25 protein-coding genes and 1 pseudogene are annotated in these 26383 nt (G+C 39.3%); 13 read left to right on the top strand and 13 right to left on the bottom strand.

The annotated features are described in order from the left end of the window. Positions 1 to 90 precede the first annotated feature (90 nt). Together L641_RS0106765 and L641_RS0106760 are read left to right on the top strand one after the other, a co-directional pair. Entirely contained in the window at positions 91 to 852 is a 762-nt protein-coding gene (locus L641_RS0106765) for an IS5 family transposase (protein WP_024600859.1), read from the top strand. After that, a complete protein-coding gene (locus L641_RS0106760; protein ID WP_024601503.1) occupies positions 849 to 1559 on the top strand; it encodes a reverse transcriptase domain-containing protein in 711 nt (236 codons plus the stop codon). The genes L641_RS0106765 and L641_RS0106760 overlap by 4 nt, the downstream gene beginning before the upstream one ends. 103 nt (positions 1560 to 1662) lie before the next feature. Here the strand turns inward: L641_RS0106760 and L641_RS23715 are convergent, their stop codons facing one another. The 3 genes from L641_RS23715 to L641_RS0106740 are packed head-to-tail and all read right to left on the bottom strand — an operon-like array spanning position 1663 to position 2387. Further along, entirely contained in the window at positions 1663 to 1785 is a 123-nt protein-coding gene (locus L641_RS23715; protein WP_275450848.1) for a hypothetical protein, read from the bottom strand. Between the two features lie 9 nt (positions 1786 to 1794). Then, a complete protein-coding gene (locus L641_RS0106745) occupies positions 1795 to 2157 on the bottom strand; it encodes a hypothetical protein (protein WP_239982414.1) in 363 nt (120 codons plus the stop codon). A gap of 29 nt (positions 2158 to 2186) precedes the next feature. Beyond that, the gene (locus L641_RS0106740; RefSeq protein ID WP_024601501.1) at positions 2187 to 2387 is read right to left on the bottom strand and encodes a hypothetical protein; all 201 of its coding nucleotides are present in this window, start codon (positions 2385 to 2387) and stop codon (positions 2187 to 2189) included. 286 nt (positions 2388 to 2673) lie between these two features. Here L641_RS0106740 and L641_RS23365 point away from each other — a divergent pair, with 286 nt between their 5' ends. Then, positions 2674 to 2823: a hypothetical protein gene (locus tag L641_RS23365; RefSeq protein ID WP_006793968.1), complete on the top strand. Its 150-nt coding sequence runs from the start codon at positions 2674 to 2676 to the stop codon at positions 2821 to 2823. A 69-nt stretch (positions 2824 to 2892) separates the two neighbouring features. Here L641_RS23365 and L641_RS0106730 read toward each other — a convergent pair whose 3' ends face one another. Next, complete coding sequence (locus L641_RS0106730; RefSeq protein ID WP_024601500.1) at positions 2893 to 3759, bottom strand: phage integrase N-terminal domain-containing protein; 867 nt, start codon at positions 3757 to 3759, stop codon at positions 2893 to 2895. A gap of 636 nt (positions 3760 to 4395) precedes the next feature. On the opposite strand from L641_RS0106730, the gene L641_RS0106725 reads away from it, so the two are divergent. After that, a complete protein-coding gene (locus L641_RS0106725; protein ID WP_024601499.1) occupies positions 4396 to 5070 on the top strand; it encodes a hypothetical protein in 675 nt (224 codons plus the stop codon). Between the two features lie 5 nt (positions 5071 to 5075). Then, positions 5076 to 6182, top strand: coding sequence for an XRE family transcriptional regulator (locus L641_RS0106720; protein ID WP_024601498.1), 1107 nt, complete (start codon positions 5076 to 5078; stop codon positions 6180 to 6182). Positions 6183 to 6830: 648 nt separating this feature from the next. On the opposite strand, the gene L641_RS23360 is transcribed toward L641_RS0106720, so the two are convergent. The 3 genes and pseudogenes from L641_RS23360 to L641_RS23570 all read right to left on the bottom strand — a co-directional run. Continuing rightward, a complete protein-coding gene (locus tag L641_RS23360) occupies positions 6831 to 6992 on the bottom strand; it encodes a hypothetical protein (protein ID WP_171048693.1) in 162 nt (53 codons plus the stop codon). Positions 6993 to 7031: 39 nt separating this feature from the next. Next, positions 7032 to 7535 carry a hypothetical protein gene (locus L641_RS0106705; RefSeq protein WP_024601497.1) on the bottom strand — a complete coding sequence of 168 codons (504 nt, stop codon included), beginning with the start codon at positions 7533 to 7535 and terminating at the stop codon, positions 7032 to 7034. 909 nt (positions 7536 to 8444) lie between these two features. Continuing rightward, positions 8445 to 8732 (bottom strand): annotated as a pseudogene (locus L641_RS23570) (PAAR domain-containing protein); the annotation flags it as partial. A 333-nt stretch (positions 8733 to 9065) separates the two neighbouring features. On the opposite strand from L641_RS23570, the gene L641_RS0106695 reads away from it, so the two are divergent. Further along, a complete protein-coding gene (locus tag L641_RS0106695) occupies positions 9066 to 9626 on the top strand; it encodes a recombinase family protein (RefSeq protein WP_024601495.1) in 561 nt (186 codons plus the stop codon). Then, positions 9623 to 10915, top strand: coding sequence for a hypothetical protein (locus tag L641_RS0106690; RefSeq protein ID WP_024601494.1), 1293 nt, complete (start codon positions 9623 to 9625; stop codon positions 10913 to 10915). The genes L641_RS0106695 and L641_RS0106690 overlap by 4 nt, the downstream gene beginning before the upstream one ends. A 307-nt stretch (positions 10916 to 11222) precedes the next feature. Here the strand turns inward: L641_RS0106690 and L641_RS0106685 are convergent, their stop codons facing one another. The 6 genes from L641_RS0106685 to rpmH form a co-directional block, all read right to left on the bottom strand. Beyond that, on the bottom strand, positions 11223 to 12356 hold the full coding sequence (locus tag L641_RS0106685; RefSeq protein ID WP_024601493.1) for a site-specific integrase: 1134 nt from the start codon (positions 12354 to 12356) through the stop codon (positions 11223 to 11225). Positions 12357 to 12532: 176 nt separating this feature from the next. After that, a complete protein-coding gene (gene mnmE, locus L641_RS0106680) occupies positions 12533 to 13897 on the bottom strand; it encodes a tRNA uridine-5-carboxymethylaminomethyl(34) synthesis GTPase MnmE (RefSeq protein ID WP_024601492.1) in 1365 nt (454 codons plus the stop codon). Between the two features lie 130 nt (positions 13898 to 14027). After that, complete coding sequence (yidC, locus tag L641_RS0106675) at positions 14028 to 15665, bottom strand: membrane protein insertase YidC (protein WP_024601491.1); 1638 nt, start codon at positions 15663 to 15665, stop codon at positions 14028 to 14030. Positions 15666 to 15673: 8 nt separating this feature from the next. After that, entirely contained in the window at positions 15674 to 15949 is a 276-nt protein-coding gene (gene yidD / locus L641_RS0106670; protein ID WP_024601490.1) for a membrane protein insertion efficiency factor YidD, read from the bottom strand. A 126-nt stretch (positions 15950 to 16075) separates the two neighbouring features. Then, on the bottom strand, positions 16076 to 16501 hold the full coding sequence (gene rnpA, locus L641_RS0106665) for a ribonuclease P protein component (protein ID WP_008467046.1): 426 nt from the start codon (positions 16499 to 16501) through the stop codon (positions 16076 to 16078). 7 nt (positions 16502 to 16508) lie between these two features. After that, positions 16509 to 16643 (bottom strand): 50S ribosomal protein L34, encoded by a 135-nt coding sequence (gene rpmH, locus L641_RS0106660; protein WP_008112968.1) that lies wholly within the window; start codon positions 16641 to 16643, stop codon positions 16509 to 16511. 506 nt (positions 16644 to 17149) lie between these two features. Between rpmH and dnaA the strand changes: the two genes are divergently transcribed. The 6 genes from dnaA (at position 17150) to glyS (ending at position 26321) form a co-directional block, all read left to right on the top strand. Continuing rightward, positions 17150 to 18538: a chromosomal replication initiator protein DnaA gene (dnaA, locus tag L641_RS0106655; RefSeq protein ID WP_024601489.1), complete on the top strand. Its 1389-nt coding sequence runs from the start codon at positions 17150 to 17152 to the stop codon at positions 18536 to 18538. Positions 18539 to 18551: 13 nt separating this feature from the next. Continuing rightward, entirely contained in the window at positions 18552 to 19655 is a 1104-nt protein-coding gene (gene dnaN / locus L641_RS0106650; protein ID WP_008112965.1) for a DNA polymerase III subunit beta, read from the top strand. Positions 19656 to 19670: 15 nt separating this feature from the next. Beyond that, complete coding sequence (gene recF / locus L641_RS0106645; RefSeq protein WP_024601488.1) at positions 19671 to 20765, top strand: DNA replication/repair protein RecF; 1095 nt, start codon at positions 19671 to 19673, stop codon at positions 20763 to 20765. A 12-nt stretch (positions 20766 to 20777) separates the two neighbouring features. Continuing rightward, positions 20778 to 23204: a DNA topoisomerase (ATP-hydrolyzing) subunit B gene (gyrB, locus tag L641_RS0106640; RefSeq protein ID WP_013463644.1), complete on the top strand. Its 2427-nt coding sequence runs from the start codon at positions 20778 to 20780 to the stop codon at positions 23202 to 23204. 142 nt (positions 23205 to 23346) lie between these two features. Continuing rightward, a complete protein-coding gene (gene glyQ, locus L641_RS0106635) occupies positions 23347 to 24249 on the top strand; it encodes a glycine--tRNA ligase subunit alpha (protein WP_024601487.1) in 903 nt (300 codons plus the stop codon). A gap of 2 nt (positions 24250 to 24251) precedes the next feature. Further along, entirely contained in the window at positions 24252 to 26321 is a 2070-nt protein-coding gene (glyS, locus tag L641_RS0106630; protein WP_024601486.1) for a glycine--tRNA ligase subunit beta, read from the top strand. Positions 26322 to 26383 lie beyond the last annotated feature (62 nt).

Raw genomic sequence — 26383 nt, 5'->3', positions numbered from 1 at the left:
TAGGGCGTGTTGATCTTTGTGGTATGAAAAACAAACAGCATGAAGATAAGGTATAATTGAATTCGCCAGAAAACTTTACACCGAACCTACATGCCAAGATTAATGCTAACAGACGGGACATGGAATGTCTTATCAAAAGTAATGTACTTAAGTGGTCGAATTTATAATAAGCCCGACCATAGAAAAACGCTCGAAGGCATACTGTATAAGATGCGCACAGGTATTCCATGGCGAGATTTACCTTCTGATTTTGGCCGTTGGAGTGCTATCTACAGACGGTTTAATTTATGGTCCAAAAAAGGGATTTTGAATGAACTGTTTCGCGCATTATCTCGTGATGCGGACATGGATTGGGTCTTCATTGATGGCAGTATTGTCAGGGCTCATCAACATAGTTGCGGTGCAAGAACTGCTGACAATGAATCAATTGGAAAGAGCCGAGGTGGAAATTCTACGAAAATTCATCTTGCAGTCGATAGCGGAGGGTTGCCTGTTTATTATGAATTATCCTGTGGAAATACGCATGATATCGTCCATGCAGAGTCACTCGTAGCTAATTGCCCAACAAGTAATATGGTTGTCGCAGATAAAGGCTACGACAGTGAAAAACTGAGAGCGTTTGTTCGTGATAATAACGCTACACCCGTTATTCCACGTAAGGGCAACAGTTTAGTAGGCAATGAAGATATTGACTGGTGCATGTATAAATATCGGCACTTGGTTGAGAATGCATTTGGCCGTATTAAGCAATATAGAGGGATAGCCACGCGGTATGAAAAGCTTGAACGAAATTATCATTCAATGCTCGCTTTAGCATTTACTATGATGTGGCTACCAATGTGGGCTGATTGATATATGTACTACAAAGATCAACAGCCCCTAAGCATAAACAAATATGTTGTGCCAAAGACTTTAGAAATAAGGTACGAGGTGGGGGGCTAATAAAGTCTAACTTAAATGATTATGGTATACCCCAAGGTTCTCCTATAAGTGCGCTTCTATCTAACATTTATATGCTGGACTTTGATTTGGAAATGAAAAAGTATGCAGATATTCATGGAGGTTATTACTTTAGGTACTGTGATGATATGCTTTTTATTATGCCTAAAAGACTGAAAAAGAATGTTGCAGGATTTGCTGAAAAACATATCAAAAAGTTAAAAGTACACATTAACCCACAAAAGACAGAAATTAGACAATTTAATAAAGTTGGTAATACCCTTGAAGCTGATAGTCCTTTGCAATACTTAGGTTTTATCTTTGATGGTGAAAATATTTATTTACGCTCTTCTTCTTTGGCCCGCTATTCAGAAAAAATGAGAAGAGGAGTCAGCTTAGCCAAACAAACGATGAGGAAGTACAATAATATCAGGGCTATGAAAGGGGCAGATGAAAAAGATCTATACAAGAAAAAGCTTTACAGTAGATACACTCATCTTGGAGGGCGTAACTTTATTACTTATGGTCTTAGGGCTGCTAACAAAATGAATAGTAATACTATAAAAAAACAACTGAAGCCTCTATGGCGTCGTTTTCATGAAGAGATAGAGAAAGATTAGCTCTTTCTAGATTAGTCGTCTTTTACTAAGTTTAGTTTGTATAAAAAGGCAAAGAAGGCAACTAAACCTAAGATTAGAGCACAACCTACAAAAAGCGGTATCATTAGCTAAATCTCCCTTCTTTAATTGCTTCAAATAGATCATGCTTTAATTTGTCGTAGTGGTGAGTAGCGCGAATAGCCAGCACCATTAACACCCATATTTGAAACCATTCATAATCAGTCATAAGTACACCTTAATGTTTCGTATTACCCAAGTAGATATTACCTTCCCAATTGCAAAGCTCTAAAATCCAGTTACTAATCTTCAACCGTTTAGTTGGATTTAGACCTGTGAAAGGAAAGAAAACCTGAGCGCTACGATTTTTAAATGCGGAAAAGGACTCCAGTCGAATATCCCAAATATCGTCATGTTCATTCATAACATCAAATGCAAACGCTTTTTGTGTGGTTAAAGCAACGAACATCTCTTCTTCCGTTTCATTGCGAAGATTAAGCTCTAAACCTAATGGCTCACACTCATCCTCGATACCAGCTAAGCGGATCTTCAGCTCATCATATACAGGCTTAAATGGCCAAAGCTCTTTATTTGTCATCATTTCCCCCTTTAAAATTAGGCATGCCTAATTTACAGATAGGTATCGTAGAGCTCGCCACGCGCTTTAGCGTCTTCAGCTTCTGCGCGAGTCATCTCTTCACCATCAGCTATAATGTTACCCATACCATCATCCAATTCATCTAGCTGATCATTTTCTTCAGAAACTGATAGCAAAACATCAACAACGCCTAATGCCACCAACCCTGTTACTTTTAACGCTTTTTTCCACATAGGAGACTCCTAAAATTAGGCATGCCTAATTTGGTTGATAATTGAGCTTGCTTTTAGTTAAGCCAATAAATCCTTTTAAATCAATATGGAAGATGTCTCACACGTTAAAATTTGAAATACTAAAAACAATAACTTTCATGTGGTTATAGTAAATTATTCAAAATCTATACTTTTACTTTTTTCAAAAAATAAGAATAAATAACTAGCTTTTTGCTCAATAATTGCCATCCTATTAATGCTTAACTTGTAAGCGTTAATTTTTAAATCAATCTGATGGAGTAGAATTATGGCTGTTAAACATGTGCCAACTGGAATTGTTCACAAAGGAAGTAAAGGTGGAACAACAGGATGTGGTTTTGATACTAAAAAGGAAGCTACCCATTGGGTAGACTCTCACTCTAAAATCAATTGCGATAAAAACGGATGTAAAAACTGAGGGTTAGTAGATCAATAAACTAGGGCGATGTTATTGTATTCGCCCATTCAAAATTAGGCATGCCTAATTTTAACTTCCCAAGTAAGCATAGGTTATCTTCAAACGTTCATGACCTAACTCTTGGCTAATTTGCTCTCGGACTTTGGTATCGTGATCATAATCGGTGGGCGACAGCTCTCTTCTATGCGGGCCACCGTCGGCAGGGCATTTCCAGCCTGTAAGCTCTAAATAACGCTCCCTTGCGTAATGATGACGCAGTCCGTGATTTTTATTTAATCCAACTCGAATTGTTTCGCGATCGTACTGTTCCTTTTGTGACTTATAGTTTTTGTCAGGTTCAATTAGTGCGCCTTTCGTAACAGCGGCAATATCACGAATGAGATGTCGTTGAGATTCTTTTAAGATCGGAATTTTTCGGTATTTGCCACCCTTAGCCCATGAGCCTTTTATTTGCAGAGTGTTAGCATCTATCAAAGCATAAGATAAGCTAAATTTCATACACTCCTCTTTTCTAAGCCCAAACTCTTGCTGCAAACGCAGGGAAAGCTTGATTAAGTCACTTTTGATCTTGGCATGCTTATCCATGTCTAACGTTTTTGACTTGCCAATAGGGTTGTTGCGAACTCTTGGAATGCCGTAATCATCATTGCTGCGTGAACAGATATTAGGTTTACCTATTTTTTCGGCAATCCAACGTAAGGCGGCCATTCTGTTTTTAATCGTTTTTGGTGCTAAACCTTCATCTTGCCAACGCGTTACAAGGTGATTGATATGTTTGGTTTTAAGACCTGATGGATCTCTTAATCTATAACCATGGCTAAGTAGTTGTGCTGCTGCAAGGTTTAATACTTTGCTACGGGTAGCTCTAGTGCTAAAGCTACTTTCGCGGTGTGTGTCGTTTACCATTTGGTGAAGTCGATATCCTAATTGGCTCATTTCATGTTCCTCATAAATTTAAAAAGTAATTTTGAAAGTATTGAGAAAAACACCAAACCGAAGACCAGGGGGCGAAATGCCAAAATAGGTAAGTTTTAAAGCCATATGAACGGTGCGTAACCGAGCATATTGTCGAAAGACATAAAGGCTAACTGGTCTAAAGCAACAAAGCTGAGCCGTGTGATTTCTGTTGAAATACAGCGCGAACTACCGTGGTTTATATTTGTGTTGTTTATAGTGGGGTGGTCGTGTGACCCATAATGCTGCGAATGCAGATCCTCAGGAACGTGTTGCGGGCAGTGAATACGCCCTTTTTCTTTGTGCTCATTTCGAGCTAGTTCATAAATAAAATTATCACAGTGATCAGAGATTGCAACACCTTTTTGACGCGCTCAAATCTCCATCCCTCTTTTGGCCCTGCAATTTTTCAGGGCGGATTGGATGTCGAGGCATCATGAGCAGTGGCCTCGACGGGCGACTCTGTGAGTCGTCCCTACCTCTTTCGAGTAGGGACGACTCGCAGGGAAAGGTTCAATATAAAAAAATCATTTCCTGTTTTTTCCTACAAAAGTAGGTTAAAATAGGAAATGTAGCGTTGCAGCTCATCGAATTAAACTAATTATAGAGAGATTTCCAATGAATCAAAATGTTCTTAAGCTAGAAGAGTTTGAAGATAAATTTTCTAGCAATGATTTAACCCATGGTATTAACCCAAGTATTTTCCGAGATGCAATTCACAGCGGTTTAGTATTGTCTAGAAGTGTTACGAAATTTCACCCTTTAACAGCTGGCGGCTCTAGAGCTTGGGAAGAAATTGTAGCTACATTTAGAGAGCTGGTGATTGAGTATAATGATGGATGGAAGGCAGTACAACAAAGTGGTATGCCGGTCCTCATCAACTCTGAGCGGGGCATCACTATAGTTATTACCAGTGGAGATGAAAATACAGGGCTCAAAGAATCATCTTCACCAAAAACTAAAAATGCAAAAGGCCAAGTAACGGAGGGCTTTGTAGAGCGTAATTACGACTTATTTGATGATATGAATAATGTGGATGAGTTATTCAATCCTATTGATAGTCATCAAACTTGGATTTTATTATACACATTTGATAAAAACAGATTAGAAATTAGATATGAATTATCTCTCCCTACTAGCACCAGTATCTCTGGAAATAAGGGCAAGATAAAAATCTGTGATTGGCAAACTAGGCTTATTTTTCCAGCAATTTCTTATAATGAACTTGCGTTGCCTGAGCTTGATAATGATTTCACAGATGACACGGATTTTTTTGATATAGAAGAAAAGTAAAATATATGGCGGTTAAATTTAACCCTTCTAGGCTAAAACTGGCTCGAACTCGACGTCAGCTTACCTTAAAAGCTTTAGCTGATAGGGTTGGTATGAGTTCAAGGATGGTGTCTGAGCACGAAAAAGAATATTGTAAGCATATTCCTCAAGAGGAAACTATTGAGGCATTTTCAAAGGCCCTTAACTACCCTGTCAGCTTTTTCTTAGAGCAAGACTCAATTGAATCAGTAGACAAAGAAACAGTTTCTTTCAGATCACTAAAAAGCATGAGAGCAGCTCAAGAACATGCCGCTATTGGAGCTGGTCAACTTGGGGTAATGCTTAATGACTTTTTTGAAGCGCGGTTTAACTTACCTAGTGTAAATGTTCCAGATTACAGAGGCGTAGAACCTGAAGCGTCAGCTGAAGCTGTTAGGCAAGAGTGGGGGATCGGATATATAAGTATAGGCAACATGATTCATTTACTTGAAAAGCATGGAGTACGTGTATTTTCTCTTGCCGAAAATACTCAGGATGTTGATGCATTTTCCTTTTGGAAAGATGGTGTACCTTATATATTCCTCAACACTATGAAATCAGGTGAACGAAGTCGTTTTGATGCCGCTCATGAGTTAGGCCATTTAGTCCTTCATAGACATGGGGTTCCTCAAGGAAGAGATGCTGAGTATGAAGCAGATCGATTTGCGTCAGCTTTGCTCATGCCTAAGGCTACTGTTTTACCTTATAAAGGAAGGGCAATGACCATAGAATCGATTCTGAAACTTAAAGCTAAATGGAAAGTGTCAGCAATGGCGCTTATAGTTCAAATGAAAAATGTTGGGGTTTTGAGCGAGTGGCAATATAAAAACCTAATCATAACAGCTAGTAAAATGGGACTCAGAACTAGAGAAATAGATGGAATACCAAGAGAACGGTCATTGGTTTTTGATAAAATAGCAAGTTCATTAGATGAAGAGAAAGGAGGTCTTCTAATATTAGCGAAAGAGCTTCACTTACCACTTGATGAGCTATCAGCGCTATTGTTTAAGATGGGTGTCGTTCATAGTGGTAATATTTCGATTAGAAAAGAATCTCAATTAAATAAAAAACCGCATTTAACATTGGTTACTTAGGGATATATAGGTTAAATCATGCAAGTACTAGATGATATATGGTCTTCGATTAAAGGTAATTCTAAGGCTAGAGTCAGGGATCCTGTTATTGGAACATTTATAGTTTCATGGGCGGTTTGTAATTGGGGTTTTGTGCCCATCCCCTCGAAAATAACCTTGGCCTGAATTAGCCGATCTCCTCGAAATCGGCAGTAAATTTAAAAAGCACAATTATCAAGTGGTAAATTTTCTTAGAGAAAGCTTACCGCTTGATAATTAAATACGGTATTTTGGTATCATTTCGTTCTGCACTGGTAAACTTTGTTCCCATTTATTAAGGTATGCGTATAAAAAACAACAAGAAAGGTTTACCACTATTTCTTCATCAAAAACCAAGCGTATACAGATTCTTAGTGAATCTGAAATTAATGAACTCTACGCATTACCTAACTTTAGTCGCCAAGAACGTGATGATTACTTTTCTTTAGATAATGAAACCCAAAAATTGGTTAATGAGCTAAGGCGCACAGAAACCAGAGTTTATTTTATATTGCTGCTTGGCTATTTTCGCTCTCGTCCAATAGTGTTTAATTTCTCATTTGATCTGGTTAGTAATATCGAGCCAATAGAAGAATAATGCAGGTTAGTTTAGGGTAAATATCAAATTTATTATTGATCATCACAAATAACTAATCGTGTATTAGTGGCACCTTGGTATGTACTTTCATCAATTATTAAACAAAGTGACTCCTTGCATTCTTCGCAAGTAAATGGCTCTAAATCTTGCCAGTCTTCAATCTCAATATGTTGATCACAATTAGGGCATTTCATAGAAAATAGGCTTCAGTAAGATTAATCCAAAATGGACAGCTATAGCTGTCCACCTTTAATTTTAGCGGCAATATCTTCAAAGATTTGGATTAGCCCACCTTCAAATAAAAATGCATCGGTAAATGTGTATTCTTTTGCTAAATCATCTTCTTTTCTATCTAAGGTCACAAAAGAATACCCACCACCACCATTACCATCAGCATTAAAAGCACGGTCTATCGATAAACGTTCACCATCAATTTCAGCGATATCATAAAACTTACCTTTTGGTAACCCTCCTTCAGCCTCAGTTTTAAAAAACTTATGCTCTAATGTATCTAAATACCACTGTAAACCTCGCTTCGGGAACTCGATTTGGTAGTGGAGCCACTCACTTTCATTCGTTTCAAGATCAGTAAAATATGTAGCGTTAGAAATAATCATATGGTCTTGATCGATTAAAAAATACCATGTTTTATGTGGTTTGCGATCATCTTGAATACTGGCTACCACTCGCGGGTCTTGTGCCACGGTTAAAGGGTCTATATCGTTAAAATGTCTCATGCTTGTTCCTTAGGCATTATTAAGTGGAATACGAGTGACAATACCGGCTTTTTCCAGCTTGCCTAATGTTTGCGGATTTTTATCAAGGGTAAATGTTTCTACTGGCCCAAATTGTTGGCCTTCTTGGGCAGGGCCAAACGGGGTAATGGGGTTATCTGCATTATTGTCTTTGGTCATGCCATTACCTAAGAATTGTTCGTTTGCGCCGAGTTTTTTGTTCATTTGATGGCGAACTTGTAGTATCCGACGTTGGTCAGCATCAAAGTCGAGACTTTTCGCTAAACGGTTAAACTCATCTTTATCATTTAAATCAACACCTTTTTTCTGAGCTGTTTCATGTATCCGCTCATAAGCCTCACTAAATTGAGGTGTCATACACGGCTCGATTAAATGTTCATGTCCTGCAAACTTGTGCGCAACTTCTTTTTGAGAAAACTCGGTAAGGTTATCATAGGTAGGAATAAGGCTTACCATATCACCGTTGGCATTGGCTTGCTCTTGGTCTATTAACAGTAAGGTGTATTTTGCATCGGGGTTATGGTCAATGCCGACTGATTGCGTTATTAGCTCGGCATCTGTATCTGCATGTTCTAACTGGGTGTAAGTGGTGGTCCAATAAGTGGCGGTGGTTGCGCCTTGCGGCATATAGCCAATGGTGCCATCGTCTCCTGCGTATTTTGTTTCAATGACACGGACGATGAACTTTTCATTTAACCCCTCTTCAACAACACGAACTTTATCTGCGGTGCTGTAAGGAGATTGTGGCAGTGGTTGCTGGGTACTACGAGATGCTTGTACTTTTTTTGTCGCTTGCTCCATACGTGCAAGGGTTTCTTCTTTACTTTGTGGTGGTTTGGGTAAATGACTGCTGCTACTGGCAGGCGCAACACCGCGAGCGCCACGCCCATCGCCTATTAATACGGTTGGGCATCCCACAACAATTTTTCCACCATGTCCGCATGAATCCCCCAAACGAGCTGCGGGTTTGCCATTAATTAACACGGTTGCAGACCCTGCTGATACTTTATCAGGTGGCCCAATACACACAGCTGCATCACCAACACGCGCAGCAGGCATACCACCAATAATCACATTGGGTGAGCCGGAAATAATCGGGCCACCTACATGTGGCACTGGTCCCGGTTCAACTTTTGGACAAACATGCATATCGCCCAGACGGGCAGCGGGTTTACTCATATAACATTCCTTATTATTTAATTGGTTGGGTTTACTGAATTCCTTACATCGAAAAGTGACAGCAATAGGCTCAGTTTAAATTTATGCTGACCCAAAACTATGATATAGCAATTCTACCATTACAATACTCTTTTGTTCCTTTTTTATGTTGTTAGCGTAGCGCAAATTAGTTAATTCTAGTTAGCTTTTAATACTAAGATTGCTATCACCTTAAATTGTCTACAAACTCATAATATATAAGACATCCTAACAATGGGTGTTTTCAATGTCTACTAATTCGATTATTATTAATTAATAGACAGTTTTTCTAATAATCCATTTAGTAGACACGTAATGAGAAAATTTGGGTACGCTCGTGTATCAACTAGTCAGCAGTCACTTGAAGTCCAAAAAAAGGCCTTATTAAAGGAAGGTGTAAGAAGTTCCAGAATATTTAGTGATGTTGGTAGTAGAGCAAATTTAGATCGAGAAGGACTAAATTTACTTCGAATAAAAGTAGAAGAAGGAGACTTAGTGCTTGTTACTCGATTAGACCGATTGGGTAGCGATACATCTGAAATGATTAAATTAATTAAAGAGTTTTCAGAATTAGGAGTCTATATCCGTTTCATCAAGGAAGGATTAAGTACCGAGGGTACAATGGGCAAAATGGTAGTAACAATATTAAGTGCTGTTGCTGACGCCGAAAGAGAGCGTATTTTGGAGCGAACAAATGAAGGGAGAATTGATGCTAAGTCCAAGGGGATTAAATTTGGTAGAAAACGTTCTATTGACCGCGAGAAAGTGATTCATTTAGATGTTCAAAAGGTTGGAGCTACAGAAATAGCGAAACAACTAGGTATTGGACGCTCTACAGTATATGCAATTCTCAAAGAAGAAGCACAAAAAGAATGATGCACATCAAGTTAATGCCGATTTCGAGGAGATCGGCTATTTCAGGCCAAGGTTATTTTCGAGGGGATGGGCACAAAACCCCTAATTGGGATAAATTAGCTGTATTGGTGTGGGGGAATGGTGAAGCTGAAAAGCGAATCAATGCTCTAGGAAAAAGTATGGCTGTGATAGAAGATCCTAGCTTACTAAAAAATGATTTAGATCTAATGATTATCCCTAGCATTTTAACTCTTCTGTACTTATTCATTCTGCCTGTTATTTCACTGTGGGTTAAGAAATTACAAAATAAAACTGTACTATCACAGCATTCTCATGCGATCCAACTAGAAATCAAACGAGCTGAACAACAAAAGAATTTAAATAAAGTTGCACTTCGCGCAAATCCAGAGAAAGATTTTCTAGCTCAAGAAGTTAGACTAGATTTATATGAAGAAGAACAAAAATTAATTCGTCGGAATAAGATTCAAGGTTATATTGATAGCAAACTTAGTTCGGCAAAAGCATATGAAGAAGAACAAAGTGCTAAGGCAGAAAAAGAACGTATTGAACTCGAAAGCAAAAAACGTAAGGAAGAAATAGAAAAACTACGATTTGAGCAGCAAACAGCTATCCATAAAGCTACCATTAGTTCAGCTAGATACCCTGCTATCCACCTAATGATGAAATCACTATCAGATAGCCTTCGACAGGATGGTATTGTTATGAGCTTAGAAGGGTTAGTAAGTAGTTTAGCTGCTCTTTTCGGCTATTCTGATAGTAAGGAAATGATTGATGATGAAAATTTTAATAACGAAAATTTAAATGAAATCAAATATGTTTATCATCAACCGCTTGTACTAACAAAACGATTAGAAGAAATTATCATTAAAGAAAATTCAGATAATGAAGATTTGTCCGAGGGTCTTCTTTTCGATCATTTAAGTGGAATGCTTGAGGATTTCTCTATTTATTTCTCATCAGAGGATACTCTCGCTGAAAGAGTCAGTGAAAGTGTTAATGAAGATAGCTACGATATTTTGGCTAGCGAAGAGCTATCTAGCACAATCGCTGAAACGGATACTATATTCGAAGAAGTATACTTAGAGATAGAACACTTCACTTTTAAACCTGATGAAGGATTTGAAGTAAATCTAAATGGTTATGCTAGCGGGCACCATAGAAGAGAGGAGGATATGCCAGGACGTGATATTTCAATTAATGTATCTGCAATTTGCAAACCTATTATAGGTACTTATGGTCTTTCTTCATATAATTTAAAAATAGGTGGATCATTGAGAGAATATGACTGACCATAAAAGCTAAATCACAACCACTCCTTTCAAATCCTGTAAAGCCATAAATCGGAACCCCGCAAGCGGGGCCCCCTTGCTACGCAACCCTTCGGGCGATTTCTAGCTTGACTGGCTTTTCACTGCGTAGTGAAGGTTATCCAAGAGGTATGCGGCGCTCTGAGTGGCAAGCACTCGACGCTTTCACACCTCCTGGATACAACTGGCTTTTCAAATAAAAACGGGAAAGAGGGAAGGTAAATAGATTTATATTTATATGTTTTTATTATACTTTCCCAGTTTCCCATATTTCCCAACCTAATATCCTTTATTGAAATAGACTAGGTAGAGTGGTCATAGCCTCTTTTCGCTTACGATCAATGATGTCTGTATAGATTTGTGTTGTTTTTAACTCTGAATGACCAAGCAATTTTGAAACGGTATAAATATCGACATCATTAGTTAGCATACGTACAGCGAATGTGTGTCTCGCACAGTGAAAGGTAATGTGCTTTGTAATCCCCGCTCTGAGCATCCACTGTGTTAGGGCAACATTTGTATAGCTTGAGTATCTTAAACCTTTAAAAACAAGTTCATGGTCTTCTCCTGGCGAATCTAAAAGCATAGTGGCATCAGACGGAAGGTATAAGTACTGAAGTTGCCCTGTTTTAATGTGATTAAAAGTTGCTCGTGGATCTATCATTGTGAGTTTTTCCCACGTTAGCTTTTGAATATCACTCCAGCGCATACCTGTGAGGCATCCGAATAAAAATGCTCGCTTCAGTACATCATACCGGCACTCTGTTTTATAAAGTGCAGTTACTTCTTCCTCTTCTAAGTAATTACGAAGGTTTTGTTCTATCTTGATGCTTTTTACTTCGTTTACAGGATTTCGGCGAATAATGCCTTCGTGAAATGCTTTGTTTAAAGCCGCTCTCACTTTATTGAAATAGCATGATGTAGTATTTGAAGAAAGTAGCTTATCTGATTTTGTTCGTGCATGTTTTATTAGGTATGTTCTGAACCCAAGTAATACATCAGCATCGAAGTCAGCAAAGGATAAAGGGTTACCCTCACAATATCTCTTTAGATGCATTAACGATGATTCCCATAATGATACGTTTGATGGGCTATCAGTGTGCTCTTTGTCATTAATTATTTGCTGCATGTAGCTATAAAAGCTTTCTTGCTGTTTTTCTGAGTCTTCAAAGTGGTGCTTGTTGTTAGCTAAATCGACAATCGCTTGCGCTCTTATCTTTTCTGAAATATCTAAGGTCTTTTTATTGTGGTCACGTTGGAACTTGTCCTTAGGGTTAGCATAAATGAACAAGTCCATTGATTGTCTTTTACGGCGTTTAACTCGTTTGCCGTTTTCGTTTAGGTAAGAACCATAATTTCTGGTTAACAGTAGTTGTTGGCGGCCTGTGCTATCAGGTGACTTTTTCTCGATAGTTAATTTCATAATAACTTCCTCTTTGGTGGACCAGTAGTGGCCCACATTAAAGAAGTAGGTGGGCCGTTCAAGACCCATATTATGAAACTAAAGGAAACTATTGAAAGATAAAAAAGTTATTAAATGTATGAATAAATTAGGTTTTTTAACTTAAATTGGATGTTTATTTCCTTTAGTTTACCTTGTTATTTACCGATACAGAACGAGCTGAAAATTTTGCCAAGCAAATCATCAGAAGTAAATTCACCAGTTATCTCGTTAAGATACTGCTGTGTTAAACGCAGTTCTTCCGCGAGGATTTCACCGGCCACATGCATCTCTAATTGTGTTTTACCTGTATCTAAATGATACGCAGCATGTTCTAGTGCATCTAAGTGACGACGGCGTGCCATAAAACCACCTTCTGTAGCACCATCAAAACCAATGCAAGCTTTTAAGTGAGTACGAACTAACTCTATACCATCAGCATTTTTAGCGCTTAAACTGATGACCGGATATTGTTGTTTTTGATCTATGCCGACTACATCACCTGATAAATCGGCTTTATTTCTGATCACAGTCACGCCCATACCTTGGGGTAACTTAGCCATAAATTCAGGCCAAATAGCATGTGGATCGGTATCAGTGGTGTCGGTGCCATCAAGCATAAATAGCACCCGATCGGCTTGGTTTATTTCATCCCAGGCACGTTCAATGCCTATTTGCTCTACCTTATCTGGGCTTTCTCGTAGGCCTGCGGTATCTATTATATGTAGTGGCATACCATCTATATGTATATGCTCACGTAATACGTCACGTGTGGTGCCGGCTATTTCAGTTACGATAGCCGCTTCTCGCCCTGCTAATGCATTAAGTAAGCTTGATTTACCTGCATTAGGGCGACCAGCAATAACGACGCGCATACCTTCGCGCATTATGCTGCCTTGTTTGGCTTGATTGGTCACGGCATTAAGCTGCTCGATGATGGCATTTAAATCACCACCCACTTTTCCGTCTGATAAAAAATCGATTTCTTCGTCAGGGAAATCAATAGCCGCTTCTACATACATACGCAAGTGAATAACTTTTTCAACTAAGGTTTCTATGTGCTTAGAGAATTGCCCTTGAAGTGATTGTAAAGCGCTTTTAGCGGCTTGCTCGCTAGTTGCATTAATTAAGTCGGCGATTGCTTCTGCTTGAGTTAAATCAAGCTTGTCGTTCATAAACGCACGCTCAGAGAATTCCCCTGGTTTAGCTAAACGTACACCGTCTATTTTACTTATTTCTTTAAGTAGCATATCAAGAACAACAGGGCCGCCATGGCCTTGGAGTTCGAGTACGTCTTCACCGGTAAATGAGTTTGGGCCAGCAAAGTAAATCGCAATACCTTGGTCAAGTTGCTGACCTGCAAGGGTGTTAAATGGCACATAGTCGGCATAACGAACTTTAGGGACTTTGCCTATTATTTTTTCAGCAACCTGTTTGGCTAGGTTTCCTGAAACGCGAATAATACCAACACCGCCTCGGCCTGGGGCAGTGGCTTGTGCTGCAATTGTATCGTGATTGATCATGCGGTTTATTTGCCAACTTAAATAACGTAATGGCGGTATTGTAACCTATCAAATAGGCACTCGCGAATGCTGTTATAAAAAATTGACAATAAAAAAGGCGACCTAAGTCGCCTTTATATAAGTAGGGAGTTTAATCGCCCCTTACTTTAATTCCTTTCTTTTCCATGCCACGGTAGATGATTAACATCTGGACAATAGAAATAAGGTTAGACACTAACCAGTAAAGTACTAAACCAGATGGGAACCATAAGAAGAATACAGAGAAGATAACCGGCATAAAGGTCATCATTTTTTGCTGCATTGGATCGGTAACCGTCATAGGTTGTAGTTTTTGCGTTATGAACATACTCGCACCAAATAAAATTGGTAATACGTAGTATGGGTCTTTCGCAGAAAGGTCAGTTAACCAAAGTACAAATTCAGCGTGACGAAGTTCTGTAGACTCTAAGAATACATAGAACAAGGCTAAGAAGATTGGCATTTGCAGTAAAATAGGGAAACAGCCACCCATAGGGTTCACTTTTTCTTTACGGTACATTTCCATAGTCGCTTGGCCGAATTTTTGACGATCATCGCCATACTTTTCTTTTAGCGCTTTCATCTTAGGCTGTAATGCACGCATTTTAGCCATTGAGGTGTACTGTGCTTTAGTCAGTGGGTACATTAATGTTTTAACGATAATAGTGATGGCAATAATTGCTACACCCCAGTTACCTAAAATACTGTGTAACCATTTTAATAGCACAAATAACGGCTGCGAAATGAAAAACAACCAACCATAATCAACTGTTAAGTCTAGGTCTGGATGAATGGCTTCAAGTTTATCTGACTCTTTAGGGCCCATGTAATAAGTTGCAGTAAGTACTTGCTCACTACCAGCTTGAACATTAACCGCTTCGTCTTTAACACCAATAATAGCCGCATTACTTTTAGTAATTAAACTATAAAGAGTATTAGTTTGATCTTGCATTGGTACCCAAGCACTTACAAAGTAATGCTGAATAAAGGCAACATAACCACCTTGAGTATTTTTATTTAGGTTTTTATCGGCCATATCTGAAAAACTATACTTTTCGTATTTTTCTTCATCAGTACCGTATGCAGCCCCTAAATAGTTTTGATCAACCATGCTGCCTTTTTCTTGTACGGTACGCTTTATTTGTGTGTAAAGCTGTACTTGAACTGGCGCGCTGGTGGTGTTGTTAACTTTATATTCTAAGCCAACATCATACTGACCCTTTTTGAATACATAAGTCTTAGTAAAGCTTACACCGTTACTATCAGTAAACTGAAGAGGAACACGAAGTTCATCACCCGTTAAAGTATAAGAAGTTTGTTCTGATTGGTAAGTAGGACGACCATTTGCAGATGCATCTGGGCCATTTAAACCAATTAAACCACTTTGTGAAAAGTATTGATTACCATCAAATTCACCCAGCAGCATAAAAGGTGTTTCTTCGCCTTTTACTTCTTCATACTGAAGTAAGTCTGTTTCAACAATGTCACCGCCTTTGGTGTCAATTTTAACTTTGAACACGTCTGTTGTAATATTTATAACAGCGCGTTTAGCTAAAGTTGTTGAAGCAGGTAAACCAGAGTCTGATGAAGCTGGAACATAATCATCTGATTCCGGTGAGTTTGCTTTTAGTGTTTGTGTAGTGGCACTAGGATCGGCTTTTGGTGCATTGTAGTCATTATTCCATTCTTGAAATAATAAAAACGACACTAGCATTAGGCCGATGAATAAAAACGTGCGTTGCGATTCCATAACAGCTCTTATTTCTCGTGTTGGTGGTTAATACGGGTTAATTTTTCAGGAACGGGGTCGTCTCCACCTGAATGTAAAGGATGGCATTTTAATATGCGTTTAACAGCTAACCAACTCCCTTTTACCGATCCATGCAAATTAATTGCTTGAATAGCGTAACTAGAGCATGTTGGATTAAAACGACAATGCGGACCTAATAGCGGGCTAATCCACTTTTGATAACCGCGGATAAATAAAACTAAACAACGTGTTGGTAAAGCAGCAAGTGGTTTAAGTAACCTCATGTTGTACATGCCCCTACGTTATGTTTAGTGAATAGATACCATGTATTTAAAGACTCACTATGAGATTTTAAACGCATGATTAAAAGGTGAGCTAAAGATACCTTAATTAACCCTGTAATTCTATTGCTATTGGGTTTGTTTAGTCGATTTAGCTGATTTGTTTGGGCGTTTTTTAAATGGTGGCGGTTTAGGGGCACCAGGTTTGCAGCGTTCATTAATCTTACGCCACAGCTTTGTAAGTTGTTTGGTTAATTCTTCATTAGACTGTTCATCAATGCCACTTTTAACCATCAACACAATATCAATATTATCGAGCGTGTGTTGGTTTAAACGAAAACTTTCGCGAGCAAGACGTTTAATACGGTTTCGTTGACATGCCTTTTTTACACGTTTTTTAGCAACAGTAAGGCCTAACCTAGGTTTAGACTGGTCACTTGGTTTTGCTAATAAGGTAAAGAAAGGAGTTGCAGCCCGAGCGGGTTCGTTAAATATGCGAGAGTAATGCGAGGGAGTTAACAGACGTAACTCCCTGCCAAAGCTAAAGTCTTCCACTTATAAATTAAGCAGAAAGAACTTTGCGGCCTTTAGCACGGCGACGAGCTAATACTTTACGGCCATTTACAGTTGCCATACGAGCACGGAAACCGTGTGTACGTTTGCGTTTTAAAACGCTAGGTTGAAAAGTTCTTTTCATAACAATCTCATCCGATCGGTTAAAGTTAAAACATCCTATGCAGGTCGCGATCCTGGCACAGGTGCCATTGCGAGCGCGAGATATTATAGATGAAGTGACGAAAAGTCAATCATAATAGAGTGCGTAAAGCATGTTTATTTATGATCAATTTTCATGATCCGATAGGATCATCATAAATAAGAAGTTTTCCACAGCCCCTGTATAAAAAGTGAATAAAAGCATGGGAAAAGTAAATTAGATCGTAAATTGTGGTCGCGATCTGCTGCCAGTTTTGTTATGATCTCTAATCAAGCTTTAAAATAAAAAGCTATTAGAATCAGTCTGTTATTATATTTATACATCGATATCAACAATTTTACAAAAATCAATCTTTTACTTGTGGATAAAGTGCATTCATAATAGTCGGTCTTGGGCTGCTTATTGAGCCATTTAAACGCAATACAGGTGTGATTTTTGAATCATTATTGATGTGCGGGAATAAAAATCATATCTCTGGGAGTTTTACTGTGTATCTGTCGGTTTGGCAAAGTTGTTTATATGTATTGCAAGATGAGTTGCCTTCGCAGCAATTCAGTATGTGGGTCAGACCACTTCAAGCAGAAAGTACCGAAGATACCTTGACGATTTATGCGCCTAATCGTTTCGTACTTGATTGGGTGAGAGAGAAGTACTTAAATAGAATAAATGAATTATTGGTAGAAATTTGTGGTGTAGAAGCACCCGAGTTACGTTTTGATGTAGGTAGTAAGCCGCTATTAAATGCACAAGCTGCACCGGTGGTTGAAACACAATCAGCGCCAAGCACGCAATCAACGGCAAAACAACAACCTCGAGAACAAAAACCGGTTGTAGAACCAGCTCCTAAATCTGGTTATAAATCAAACATTAAAGAAAACTATACCTTTGATAGCTTTGTTGAGGGTAAATCTAACCAATTAGCAAAAGCGGCTGCCACTCAGGTAGCAGACAACCCTGGCTCTGCATTTAACCCTGTATTTATTTACGGTGGTACAGGCTTAGGTAAGACGCATTTATTACATGCGGTAGGCAACGGTATTATGGCCAATAAGCCCGATGCTAAAATTGTTTACATGCATTCAGAACGTTTCGTTCAAGACATGGTTAAAGCACTGCAAAATAATGCGATCGAAGAGTTTAAGCGTTATTACCGTAGTGTTGACGCATTAATGATTGATGACATTCAATTTTTTGCTAATAAAGAACGTTCTCAAGAAGAATTCTTTCATACCTTTAATGCATTATTAGAAGGTAACCAACAAATTATTTTAACCTCTGACCGTTACCCTAAAGAGATTGAAGGGGTTGAAGATCGCCTTAAATCTCGTTTTGGTTGGGGATTAACCATCGCGATTGAGCCGCCAGAGCTTGAAACTCGCGTTGCTATTTTGATGAAAAAAGCCCAGCAAAGTAAAATTAACTTACCGCATGAAGTGGCATTTTTTATTGCTAAAAAATTACGCTCAAACGTACGTGAGCTTGAAGGGGCATTAAACCGTGTAATTGCTAACGCAAACTTTACCGGTCGCCCAATTTCTATCGACTTTGTAAAAGAAGCACTGCGTGATTTACTCGCACTGCAAGATAAGCTAGTCACCATAGACAATATTCAACGTACGGTAGCAGAATACTATAGAATACGTGTGTCTGATTTACTGTCTAAGCGCCGCAGCCGCTCTATAGCAAGGCCGCGCCAAGTTGCCATGGCATTATCTAAAGAACTCACTAATCACAGCTTACCTGAGATTGGGGATGCCTTCGGTGGGCGTGACCATACAACAGTACTGCACGCGTGTCGCAAAGTTAAATCATTACGTGACGAAAGCCACGAGATTAAAGAAGATTACCAAAATTTAATAAGAACATTGTCATCTTAGGGCTGACTTTATTATGCAAATAACAATATCAAGAGAACAATTTTTAAAACCATTGGTGCAAGTATCGGGTGCCATAGAGCGTAAGCATACGTTACCCATTTTATCTAACGTATTACTCGTGGTAGAAAATGGCCAGCTTTCAATGACAGGGACCGACCTTGAAATTGAATTAGTGGCGAGCGTGTTTGTAGGTGATGATGTTGCCGATACCAAGCTCACATTACCGGCTAAAAAATTACTCGATATTTGTAAAAGTTTACCGGATGGTTCTGATCTTACTTTAAGCTTGCAAGACCATCAGCTACTTTTAACCAGTGGTAAAAGTCGTTTTTCATTGACCACATTAGCGGCTGAAGATTTTCCTAATTTGGAGCAGTGGGATGGTGAAGTTGAATTTCAACTAACGCGTTTAGAGTTACGTAAATTACTTGAAAGCACGCACTTTTCAATGGCAAACCAAGATGTACGTTATTACTTAAACGGCATGTCGTTTGAAGTTGATAACAGCGATATAAAAACAGTCGCCACTGATGGGCACCGTTTAGCGATTGCACAAAAGCAACTAGGTCAGTCATTAAATACACAGCGCCAATTAATTATACCGCGCAAAGGCGTGCAAGAAATTATGCGCCTAATGGTTGCCGACCAAGAGTTAGTGACTATTCAGTTTGGTGCTAACCACATTCGTATTATTGATATTGAATTTACGTTTACGAGTAAATTAGTTGATGGCCGTTTCCCTGATTACCGTCGTGTTTTACCACGCGGTGGCGATAAAGTTATTACAGCAAACAGAGAATGGTTACGTAATGCATTTCAACGCGTATCGATTTTATCGAACGAAAAATTTCGTGGTGTACGTTTAAATTTATCAAACGGTTTATTAAAAATTACGGCTAACAACCCAGAGCAAGAACAAGCGGAAGAAGTAGTTGAAGTAATGTACGAGGGCGATGACCTAGAAATAGGGTTTAATGTGTCTTATGTGCTTGATGTATTAAATACATTAAAAACTGAAGATGTGTTATTTACACTTGCCGATTCAAATAGCAGTGCACTAATCGAAGGTGCAGGCGATGAAGAAGCGATGTACGTCGTTATGCCTATGCGTTTATAAGATTATAAATACATAATGAGCTTAAGTCATTTGAGCCTCAAATATTTTCGTAATATTGAGGCGCTGACGCTAGAACCAGTTAATGGCGTTAATATAATTTATGGTGAAAACGGCAGCGGAAAAACCAGCCTTTTAGAGGCTATATATTACCTTTCTCACGGCAAATCTTTTCGAACTTCTAAACATAAAAGTATTATTGCACACCAGCAAGATCAGTTTGTTATTCATGGCCGCAAAGCGTTATACGATTTATCTATCCCTATTGGTATTAGTAAAACCCAATCGGGTGAAACCAATTTAAAAATCCAGGGTAAGGCGAGTCGAAAAGTATCTGAACTTGCCCAGTTAATGCCGGTACAAATAATAACACCAGAAAGCTACTCACTATTTTTTGGCGGTCCTAAGGAGCGCAGAAAGTTTTTAGACTTAGGTTTGTTCCACGTGGAACATGAGTTTTTTTTCTTATGGCAATCGTTTAATAAAGTGCTTAAACAACGCAACGCCTTATTAAAATCTAAGCCTAAGAATTATTTTGACCAAATCAAGTTTTGGGACAAAGAATTTGTTAGACTGGCAGAACAAATAAATAAATTAAGAATCGCGTATATAAATAGGTTTAAGCAGCAATTTTTTGATAAAATGTGTGCAGAATTAACGCTAATACGCGATTTAGAAATTAGCTTCAATGCGGGCTGGAAAGAGAGTGAATCTCTTTGTGATGCGTTAGAGCAAAGTTTTGAGCGAGATTCTCGCCAAGGCTTTACAAGTAAAGGCCCTCATAAGGCTGATTTTAGTTTTAGTGTCGCTGGCAGCAGTGTTGAGAATGTATTCTCACGCGGGCAATTAAAGTTATTGTTGTATGCGTTAAAAGTAACGCAAAATAGCTTAATTGAGTCAGAGACAGATAAGCAATCAATATTGCTAATAGATGATCTACCTTCAGAACTAAGCGAAGATACAAAAGAGAAAGTGGGCCAGTTATTGACTCACTGTAGTTCTCAAATATTTATTTCTTCAATTTTATCTGAAAGTATTTCTGCTGTGGTGGAACCCATGCAACGAGAACTAAAAATGTTCCACGTGAAACATGGCAACCTAATAACAAGATAAGTGGGATTAACCATGTCTGAGAATTATGATTCGTCGAGTATTAAAGTACTTAAAGGATTAGATGCAGTAAGAAAGCGCCCTGGTATGTATATAGGGGACACCGATGATGGTACGGGCTTACACCACATGGTGTTTGAGGTCGTTGATAACTCTATCGATGAGGCCTTAGCGGGTCACTGTGATGATATTTATGTCACTATTCACTTAGACGGTTCGGTATCTGTAAGAGATAACGGCCGTGGTATTCCTACTTCTATACATGAAGAAGAAGGTGTATCTGCAGCTGAAGTAATTATGACGGTGCTACACGCCGGTGGTAAGTTTGATGATAACTCTTATAAAGTATCAGGTGGCTTACACGGTGTTGGTGTATCGGTAGTAAATGCATTATCAGAAAAATTAAAACTAACCATTCGTCGTGAAGGTAAGCTTCATGAGCAGTTTTACACTATGGGTGTACCTGATGCACCACTAGCTGTAATTGGTGATTCTGAAACAAATGGTACTGAAATTCGTTTTTGGCCAAGTGGCGAAACGTTCACTAACCTTGATTTTCATTACGATATTTTAGCAAAGCGTTTACGCGAGCTGTCGTTTTTGAATTCAGGTGTAAGTATCATATTAAGCGATGAGCGCGAAGAAAATAAAAGCGACCACTTTAAGTACGAAGGCGGTATCAGAGCATTCGTTGAATACCTAAACCGCAATAAAACACCAGTGCATAAAGGGGTATTCCATTTTACTCACGAACGTGAAGAAGATGGTATTAGTGTAGAAGTATCAATGCAGTGGAATGATGCATTCCAAGAAAACATTTACTGTTTCACAAATAATATTCCTCAACGTGATGGTGGTACTCACTTAGCTGGTTTTAGATCGGCGCTAACGCGTACGCTCAATAACTACATGGAAAAAGAAGGCTTTAACAAAAAAGCTAAAACAACCAGTAATGCAACGGGCGATGATGCGCGTGAAGGCTTAACTGCAGTTGTGAGTGTTAAAGTACCTGATCCAAAGTTCTCATCACAAACAAAAGACAAGCTAGTTTCTAGCGAAGTTAAGTCGGCAGTTGAGCAAGCAATGGCTGAAAAATTCACTGAGTTTTTATTGGAAAACCCATTGGATGCAAAAATTGTTGTTGGCAAAATTATTGATGCAGCACGCGCCCGTGAAGCAGCGCGTAAAGCGCGTGAAATGACACGTCGTAAAGGCGCTATGGACTTAGCTGGTTTACCAGGTAAATTAGCTGATTGCCAAGAAAAAGATCCAGCCCAATCTGAACTATACATAGTGGAGGGTGACTCAGCTGGCGGTTCAGCCAAGCAGGGTCGTAACCGTAAGAATCAAGCGATTCTTCCGCTTAAAGGTAAAATCTTAAACGTAGAAAAAGCACGTTTTGATAAAATGCTTTCTTCACAAGAAGTGGCAACGCTAATTACTGCATTAGGTTGTGGTATTGGCCGTGACGAATATAACCCAGAAAAACTACGTTACCACCGTATCATCATCATGACCGATGCCGACGTGGATGGCTCTCACATTCGTACCTTGCTACTAACGTTCTTCTACCGTCAAATGCCGGAAATTGTTGAACGTGGTTACATTTATATTGCTCAGCCACCTCTTTATAAAGTGAAAAAAGGTAAGCAAGAGCGTTATATTAAAGATGACCCTGCATTAGTTGATTACCTTACATCTTTAGCGCTAAGTAATGCTGCTCTTTACACGAGTGATAGTGCAGAAGCGGTTGATGGTGAAGCGTTAGAAGCAATCGTTCATGATTACCAAAACACGGTTAAAGTTATCGAGCGCTTAAAGCGTAAGTATCCAAACACAGTGATGAACCGTTTGATTTACCAAAGCGAGCTGAAAAAAGAAGACCTTTCAGACGAGGCTAAGGTAATTGCTTGGACCAAAGAGCTTGTTGATGACTTAGTTGCGCGTGATGAAGATGCAACTATTTTCCACGCAGGTACTGAACACGATACAGAGCGTAATTTATATTACCCTGTTGTGAATATTCGTCAGCATGGTGTGGATAAAGCGCATGTACTTCATTATGACTTTATTACTTCAAGAGATTACCAACGTATTGCTGTAACAGGTAAAAATATTGCTAATATCATCACTGAGGGTGCTTACATCCAACGCGGTGAAAAAACAAAACCTGTTGATAACTTTGTGGATGCATTGGAATGGTTGATCGCAGAATCTAAGCGTGGGATCTATATTCAACGCTATAAAGGACTAGGTGAAATGAACCCAAATCAACTTTGGGAAACCACCATGGATCCAAGCGCACGCCGTATGTTGCAAGTGACGATTGAAGATGCTGTTGCAGCGGATCAATTATTTGCCACGTTAATGGGCGATCAAGTTGAGCCTCGTCGTGAGTTCATAGAAACGAATGCACTGCGTGTGGTTAACTTAGACGTATAATTAAATTATGCTAATCACAAAAAAGGAGCCTTAGGCTCCTTTTTTATTTTCTCAATTGCACAAACTGCTTAAAACCTGAGTGTGCACAAGGTATACTGAGGGTAATTTTCACGCTACTTCTCAGATAGTAAAAAGCCAAAATATGCAAAAATATGACGTTAAAACCTTTCAAGGTTTGATCCTGGCTTTACAGGATTATTGGGCACAGCAAGGCTGTGTCATTATTCAACCACTTGACATGGAAGTGGGCGCAGGGACATTTCACCCGCAAACATTTTTAAAATCAATTGGCCCAGAGCCTATGTCGAGCGCTTACGTTCAACCGTGTCGTCGACCTACCGATGGTCGTTACGGTGAGAATCCAAACCGCTTACAACATTACTACCAATTCCAAGTTGTGTTAAAGCCATCTCCAGATAATATCCAAAAGCTTTATTTAGGCTCTTTAGCGGCGATGGGTATTGATACCCTCACTCACGAAGTGCGCTTTGTAGAAGATAACTGGGAATCACCAACGCTGGGTGCATGGGGACTGGGCTGGGAAATTTGGTTAAATGGCATGGAGGTAACCCAGTTTACCTACTTCCAGCAGGTGGGCGGCTTAGAATGCTCACCGGTCACAGGTGAAATTACCTACGGCCTAGAGCGTTTAGCAATGTATATTCAAGGCGTAGATAGCATTTACGACTTAGTATGGGCAGACGGTCCATTAGGGCGCGTAACCTACGGTGATGTATTCCATCAAAACGAAGTAGAGCAGTCTACTTATAATTTTGAACATGCAAACGTAGAAGACTTATTTGCACAGTTCGATAAGTGCGAAGCAGAAAGCCAAAAGTTAATTGAAGCAAACTTACCATTACCTGCCTACGAGCAAGTAATGAAAGCATCGCACGCATTTAACTTATTAGACGCACGTCATGCTATTTCGGTGACCGAGCGTCAACGTTACATTTTACGCGTTCGTGCATTATCAAAAGCGTGTGCACAAAGTTATTACGATGCACGTGAAGCGCTTGGTTTCCCGTTGTGTAAGGATAAGTAAGCATGTCAGCAGAAAATTTATTAGTAGAAATTGGCACCGAAGAATTGCCACCAAAATCACTTCGTAAATTAGCCGAAGCCTTTGCTGCAAACTTAACAGCAGAACTTGAAAGCTTAGAACTTGCTCACCAAGGTGTGAGCTGGTATGCATCGCCTCGCCGTTTAGGTTTACAAGTAAAAGCGCTAGACGCTAAACAACAAGACAAAGAAGTTGAAAAACGCGGCCCTGCAACTAAAGCGGCATTTGACGCTGAGGGCAACCCAACCAAAGCAGCCATGGGTTGGGCTCGTGGTTGTGGAATTGAAGTAAAAGATGCGCAAACACTCGAAACCGATAAAGGCGCATGGTTATTGCATATTGCTAAAGTAGCAGGGCAAGAAACCAAATTACTAATGGCTGATGCAATTAGTAAAGCGCTTGCTAAATTACCTATTCCTAAACCAATGCGTTGGGGCGCGAATAAAACACAATTTATTCGCCCTGTGCATACAGTCACTATTTTACTGGGTAATGAGCTAATAGAAGGTGAGATACTGGGTAAGCAAGTGAGCAATCAACTGCAAGGCCATCGTTTTCATCATCCAGAAAAAATTAGCATTAACCATGCTGATGATGTGTTTAACGTACTTAAATCAGCTTACGTGATAGCTGACTATGAACAGCGTAAAGCACAAATTCGTGCGCAAATAGAAGACGCAGCAAAAGCAGTTAATGCCGTAGTTGCTATGGATGAAGATTTACTTGAAGAAGTTACTTCATTGGTTGAATGGCCAGTAACGCTAACAGCTACATTTGAAGAAGCATTTTTAGATGTGCCAGCCGAAGCGCTTATTTACACCATGAAAGACGATCAAAAATACTTTCCGTTATTAGATCAAAACGGCAAACTTTTAAATAAGTTTTTGTTTGTTTCTAACATCGAAAGTAAAGATCCAAGTGTGGTTATTTCTGGTAACGAAAAAGTAGTGCGCCCGCGTTTAGCTGATGCGCAGTTCTTCTTTGAAACAGATAAAAAGAAAACACTTGAAAGCCGACTTGAGTCGCTAGACAGCGTTTTATTCCAAAAGCAGTTGGGCACACTTAAAGATAAGTCACAGCGTATCAGTGAACTTGCCGGTTACATTGCAGAGCAACTAGGTGCAGATAAAGCACTAGCAGCGCGTGCTGGCTTATTAAGTAAAACCGATTTAATGACCGAAATGGTGATGGAATTTACCGACGTACAAGGTGTAATGGGAATGCATTACGCACGTCATGACGGTGAAGCTGAAGATGTCGCTGTTGCGCAAAACGAGCAGTACATGCCACGCTTTGCCGGCGATAACTTACCAACGAGTTTGATCAGCTGTGCAGTGGCTATTGCAGATAAGTTTGACACGCTGGTGGGTATTTTTGGTATAGGCCAAGCACCAAAAGGTGATAAAGACCCATTTGCACTTCGTCGTGCGGCCATTGGTGCATTACGTATCATGGTAGAAAAGCAGCTACCACTTGATATTTTAGACCTGGTTGCTAAGTCGCAAACCTTGTTTGGTGAAAAGCTGACTAACCTAAATGTATCGACCGATGTATTCGAATTTATGCTAGGGCGTTTCCGTGCTTGGTATCAAGATGAAGGCATTGAGGTAGATGTAATTCAAGCGGTACTTGCGCGCCGTCCAACGAAGCCTGTTGATTTTGATCGACGAGTTAAAGCCGTAAGCCATTTCCGCACTCTAGACGCCGCAGAATCGCTTGCAGCCGCTAATAAGCGTGTAAGTAATATTCTGGCTAAAAACAACATTACAACGCAAGGTGATGTTGATCAGAGCTTACTAAGTGACGACGCAGAAAAAGTATTGGCTACGCAAGTTGCAAAATTTGCCACTGATTTAGCACCACTGTACAGCGATGGAAACTACCAAGAGGCATTAAGCCAATTAGCAGGCATTCGTGACAGTGTTGATAACTTTTTTGACAATGTCATGGTAATGGCCGACGATGAAGCGGTTAAGCAAAACCGCCTTGCGCTTTTAAGTCAGTTAAGTGGGTTATTTTTAGAAATTGCAGATATTTCTGTATTACAAAAATAACAGCTAACAGCTATTAAAAAAGCCAGCATAATGCTGGCTTTTTAGTGTTTTATTTATATTAG

The sequence above is a fragment of the Pseudoalteromonas sp. TB41 genome (genome assembly GCF_000497975.1).
Classification (GTDB): Bacteria; Pseudomonadota; Gammaproteobacteria; order Enterobacterales; family Alteromonadaceae; genus Pseudoalteromonas; species Pseudoalteromonas tetraodonis.
Note: the sequence above shows the minus strand (reverse complement) of the source record. Positions and strands in the feature narration are given on the sequence as shown.

Coding starts and splice junctions, on each gene's coding strand:
- L641_RS23360 (WP_171048693.1), bottom strand. CDS start 6,992: ATGAAATGCCCTAATTGTGATCAACATATTGAGATTGAAGACTGGCAA.
- recF (WP_024601488.1), top strand. CDS start 19,671: ATGAGCTTAAGTCATTTGAGCCTCAAATATTTTCGTAATATTGAGGCG.
- L641_RS0106765 (WP_024600859.1), top strand. CDS start 91: ATGCCAAGATTAATGCTAACAGACGGGACATGGAATGTCTTATCAAAA.
- L641_RS0106720 (WP_024601498.1), top strand. CDS start 5,076: ATGGCGGTTAAATTTAACCCTTCTAGGCTAAAACTGGCTCGAACTCGA.
- L641_RS0106745 (WP_239982414.1), bottom strand. CDS start 2,157: ATGATGACAAATAAAGAGCTTTGGCCATTTAAGCCTGTATATGATGAG.
- yidC (WP_024601491.1), bottom strand. CDS start 15,665: ATGGAATCGCAACGCACGTTTTTATTCATCGGCCTAATGCTAGTGTCG.
- mnmE (WP_024601492.1), bottom strand. CDS start 13,897: ATGATCAATCACGATACAATTGCAGCACAAGCCACTGCCCCAGGCCGA.
- dnaN (WP_008112965.1), top strand. CDS start 18,552: ATGCAAATAACAATATCAAGAGAACAATTTTTAAAACCATTGGTGCAA.
- L641_RS0106730 (WP_024601500.1), bottom strand. CDS start 3,759: ATGAGCCAATTAGGATATCGACTTCACCAAATGGTAAACGACACACAC.
- yidD (WP_024601490.1), bottom strand. CDS start 15,949: ATGAGGTTACTTAAACCACTTGCTGCTTTACCAACACGTTGTTTAGTT.
- glyS (WP_024601486.1), top strand. CDS start 24,252: ATGTCAGCAGAAAATTTATTAGTAGAAATTGGCACCGAAGAATTGCCA.
- L641_RS0106705 (WP_024601497.1), bottom strand. CDS start 7,535: ATGAGACATTTTAACGATATAGACCCTTTAACCGTGGCACAAGACCCG.
- L641_RS0106685 (WP_024601493.1), bottom strand. CDS start 12,356: ATGAAATTAACTATCGAGAAAAAGTCACCTGATAGCACAGGCCGCCAA.
- rpmH (WP_008112968.1), bottom strand. CDS start 16,643: ATGAAAAGAACTTTTCAACCTAGCGTTTTAAAACGCAAACGTACACAC.
- L641_RS23365 (WP_006793968.1), top strand. CDS start 2,674: ATGGCTGTTAAACATGTGCCAACTGGAATTGTTCACAAAGGAAGTAAA.
- gyrB (WP_013463644.1), top strand. CDS start 20,778: ATGTCTGAGAATTATGATTCGTCGAGTATTAAAGTACTTAAAGGATTA.
- L641_RS0106725 (WP_024601499.1), top strand. CDS start 4,396: ATGAATCAAAATGTTCTTAAGCTAGAAGAGTTTGAAGATAAATTTTCT.
- L641_RS23715 (WP_275450848.1), bottom strand. CDS start 1,785: ATGACTGATTATGAATGGTTTCAAATATGGGTGTTAATGGTGCTGGCT.
- L641_RS0106690 (WP_024601494.1), top strand. CDS start 9,623: ATGATGCACATCAAGTTAATGCCGATTTCGAGGAGATCGGCTATTTCA.
- L641_RS0106740 (WP_024601501.1), bottom strand. CDS start 2,387: ATGTGGAAAAAAGCGTTAAAAGTAACAGGGTTGGTGGCATTAGGCGTT.
- L641_RS0106695 (WP_024601495.1), top strand. CDS start 9,066: ATGAGAAAATTTGGGTACGCTCGTGTATCAACTAGTCAGCAGTCACTT.
- glyQ (WP_024601487.1), top strand. CDS start 23,347: ATGCAAAAATATGACGTTAAAACCTTTCAAGGTTTGATCCTGGCTTTA.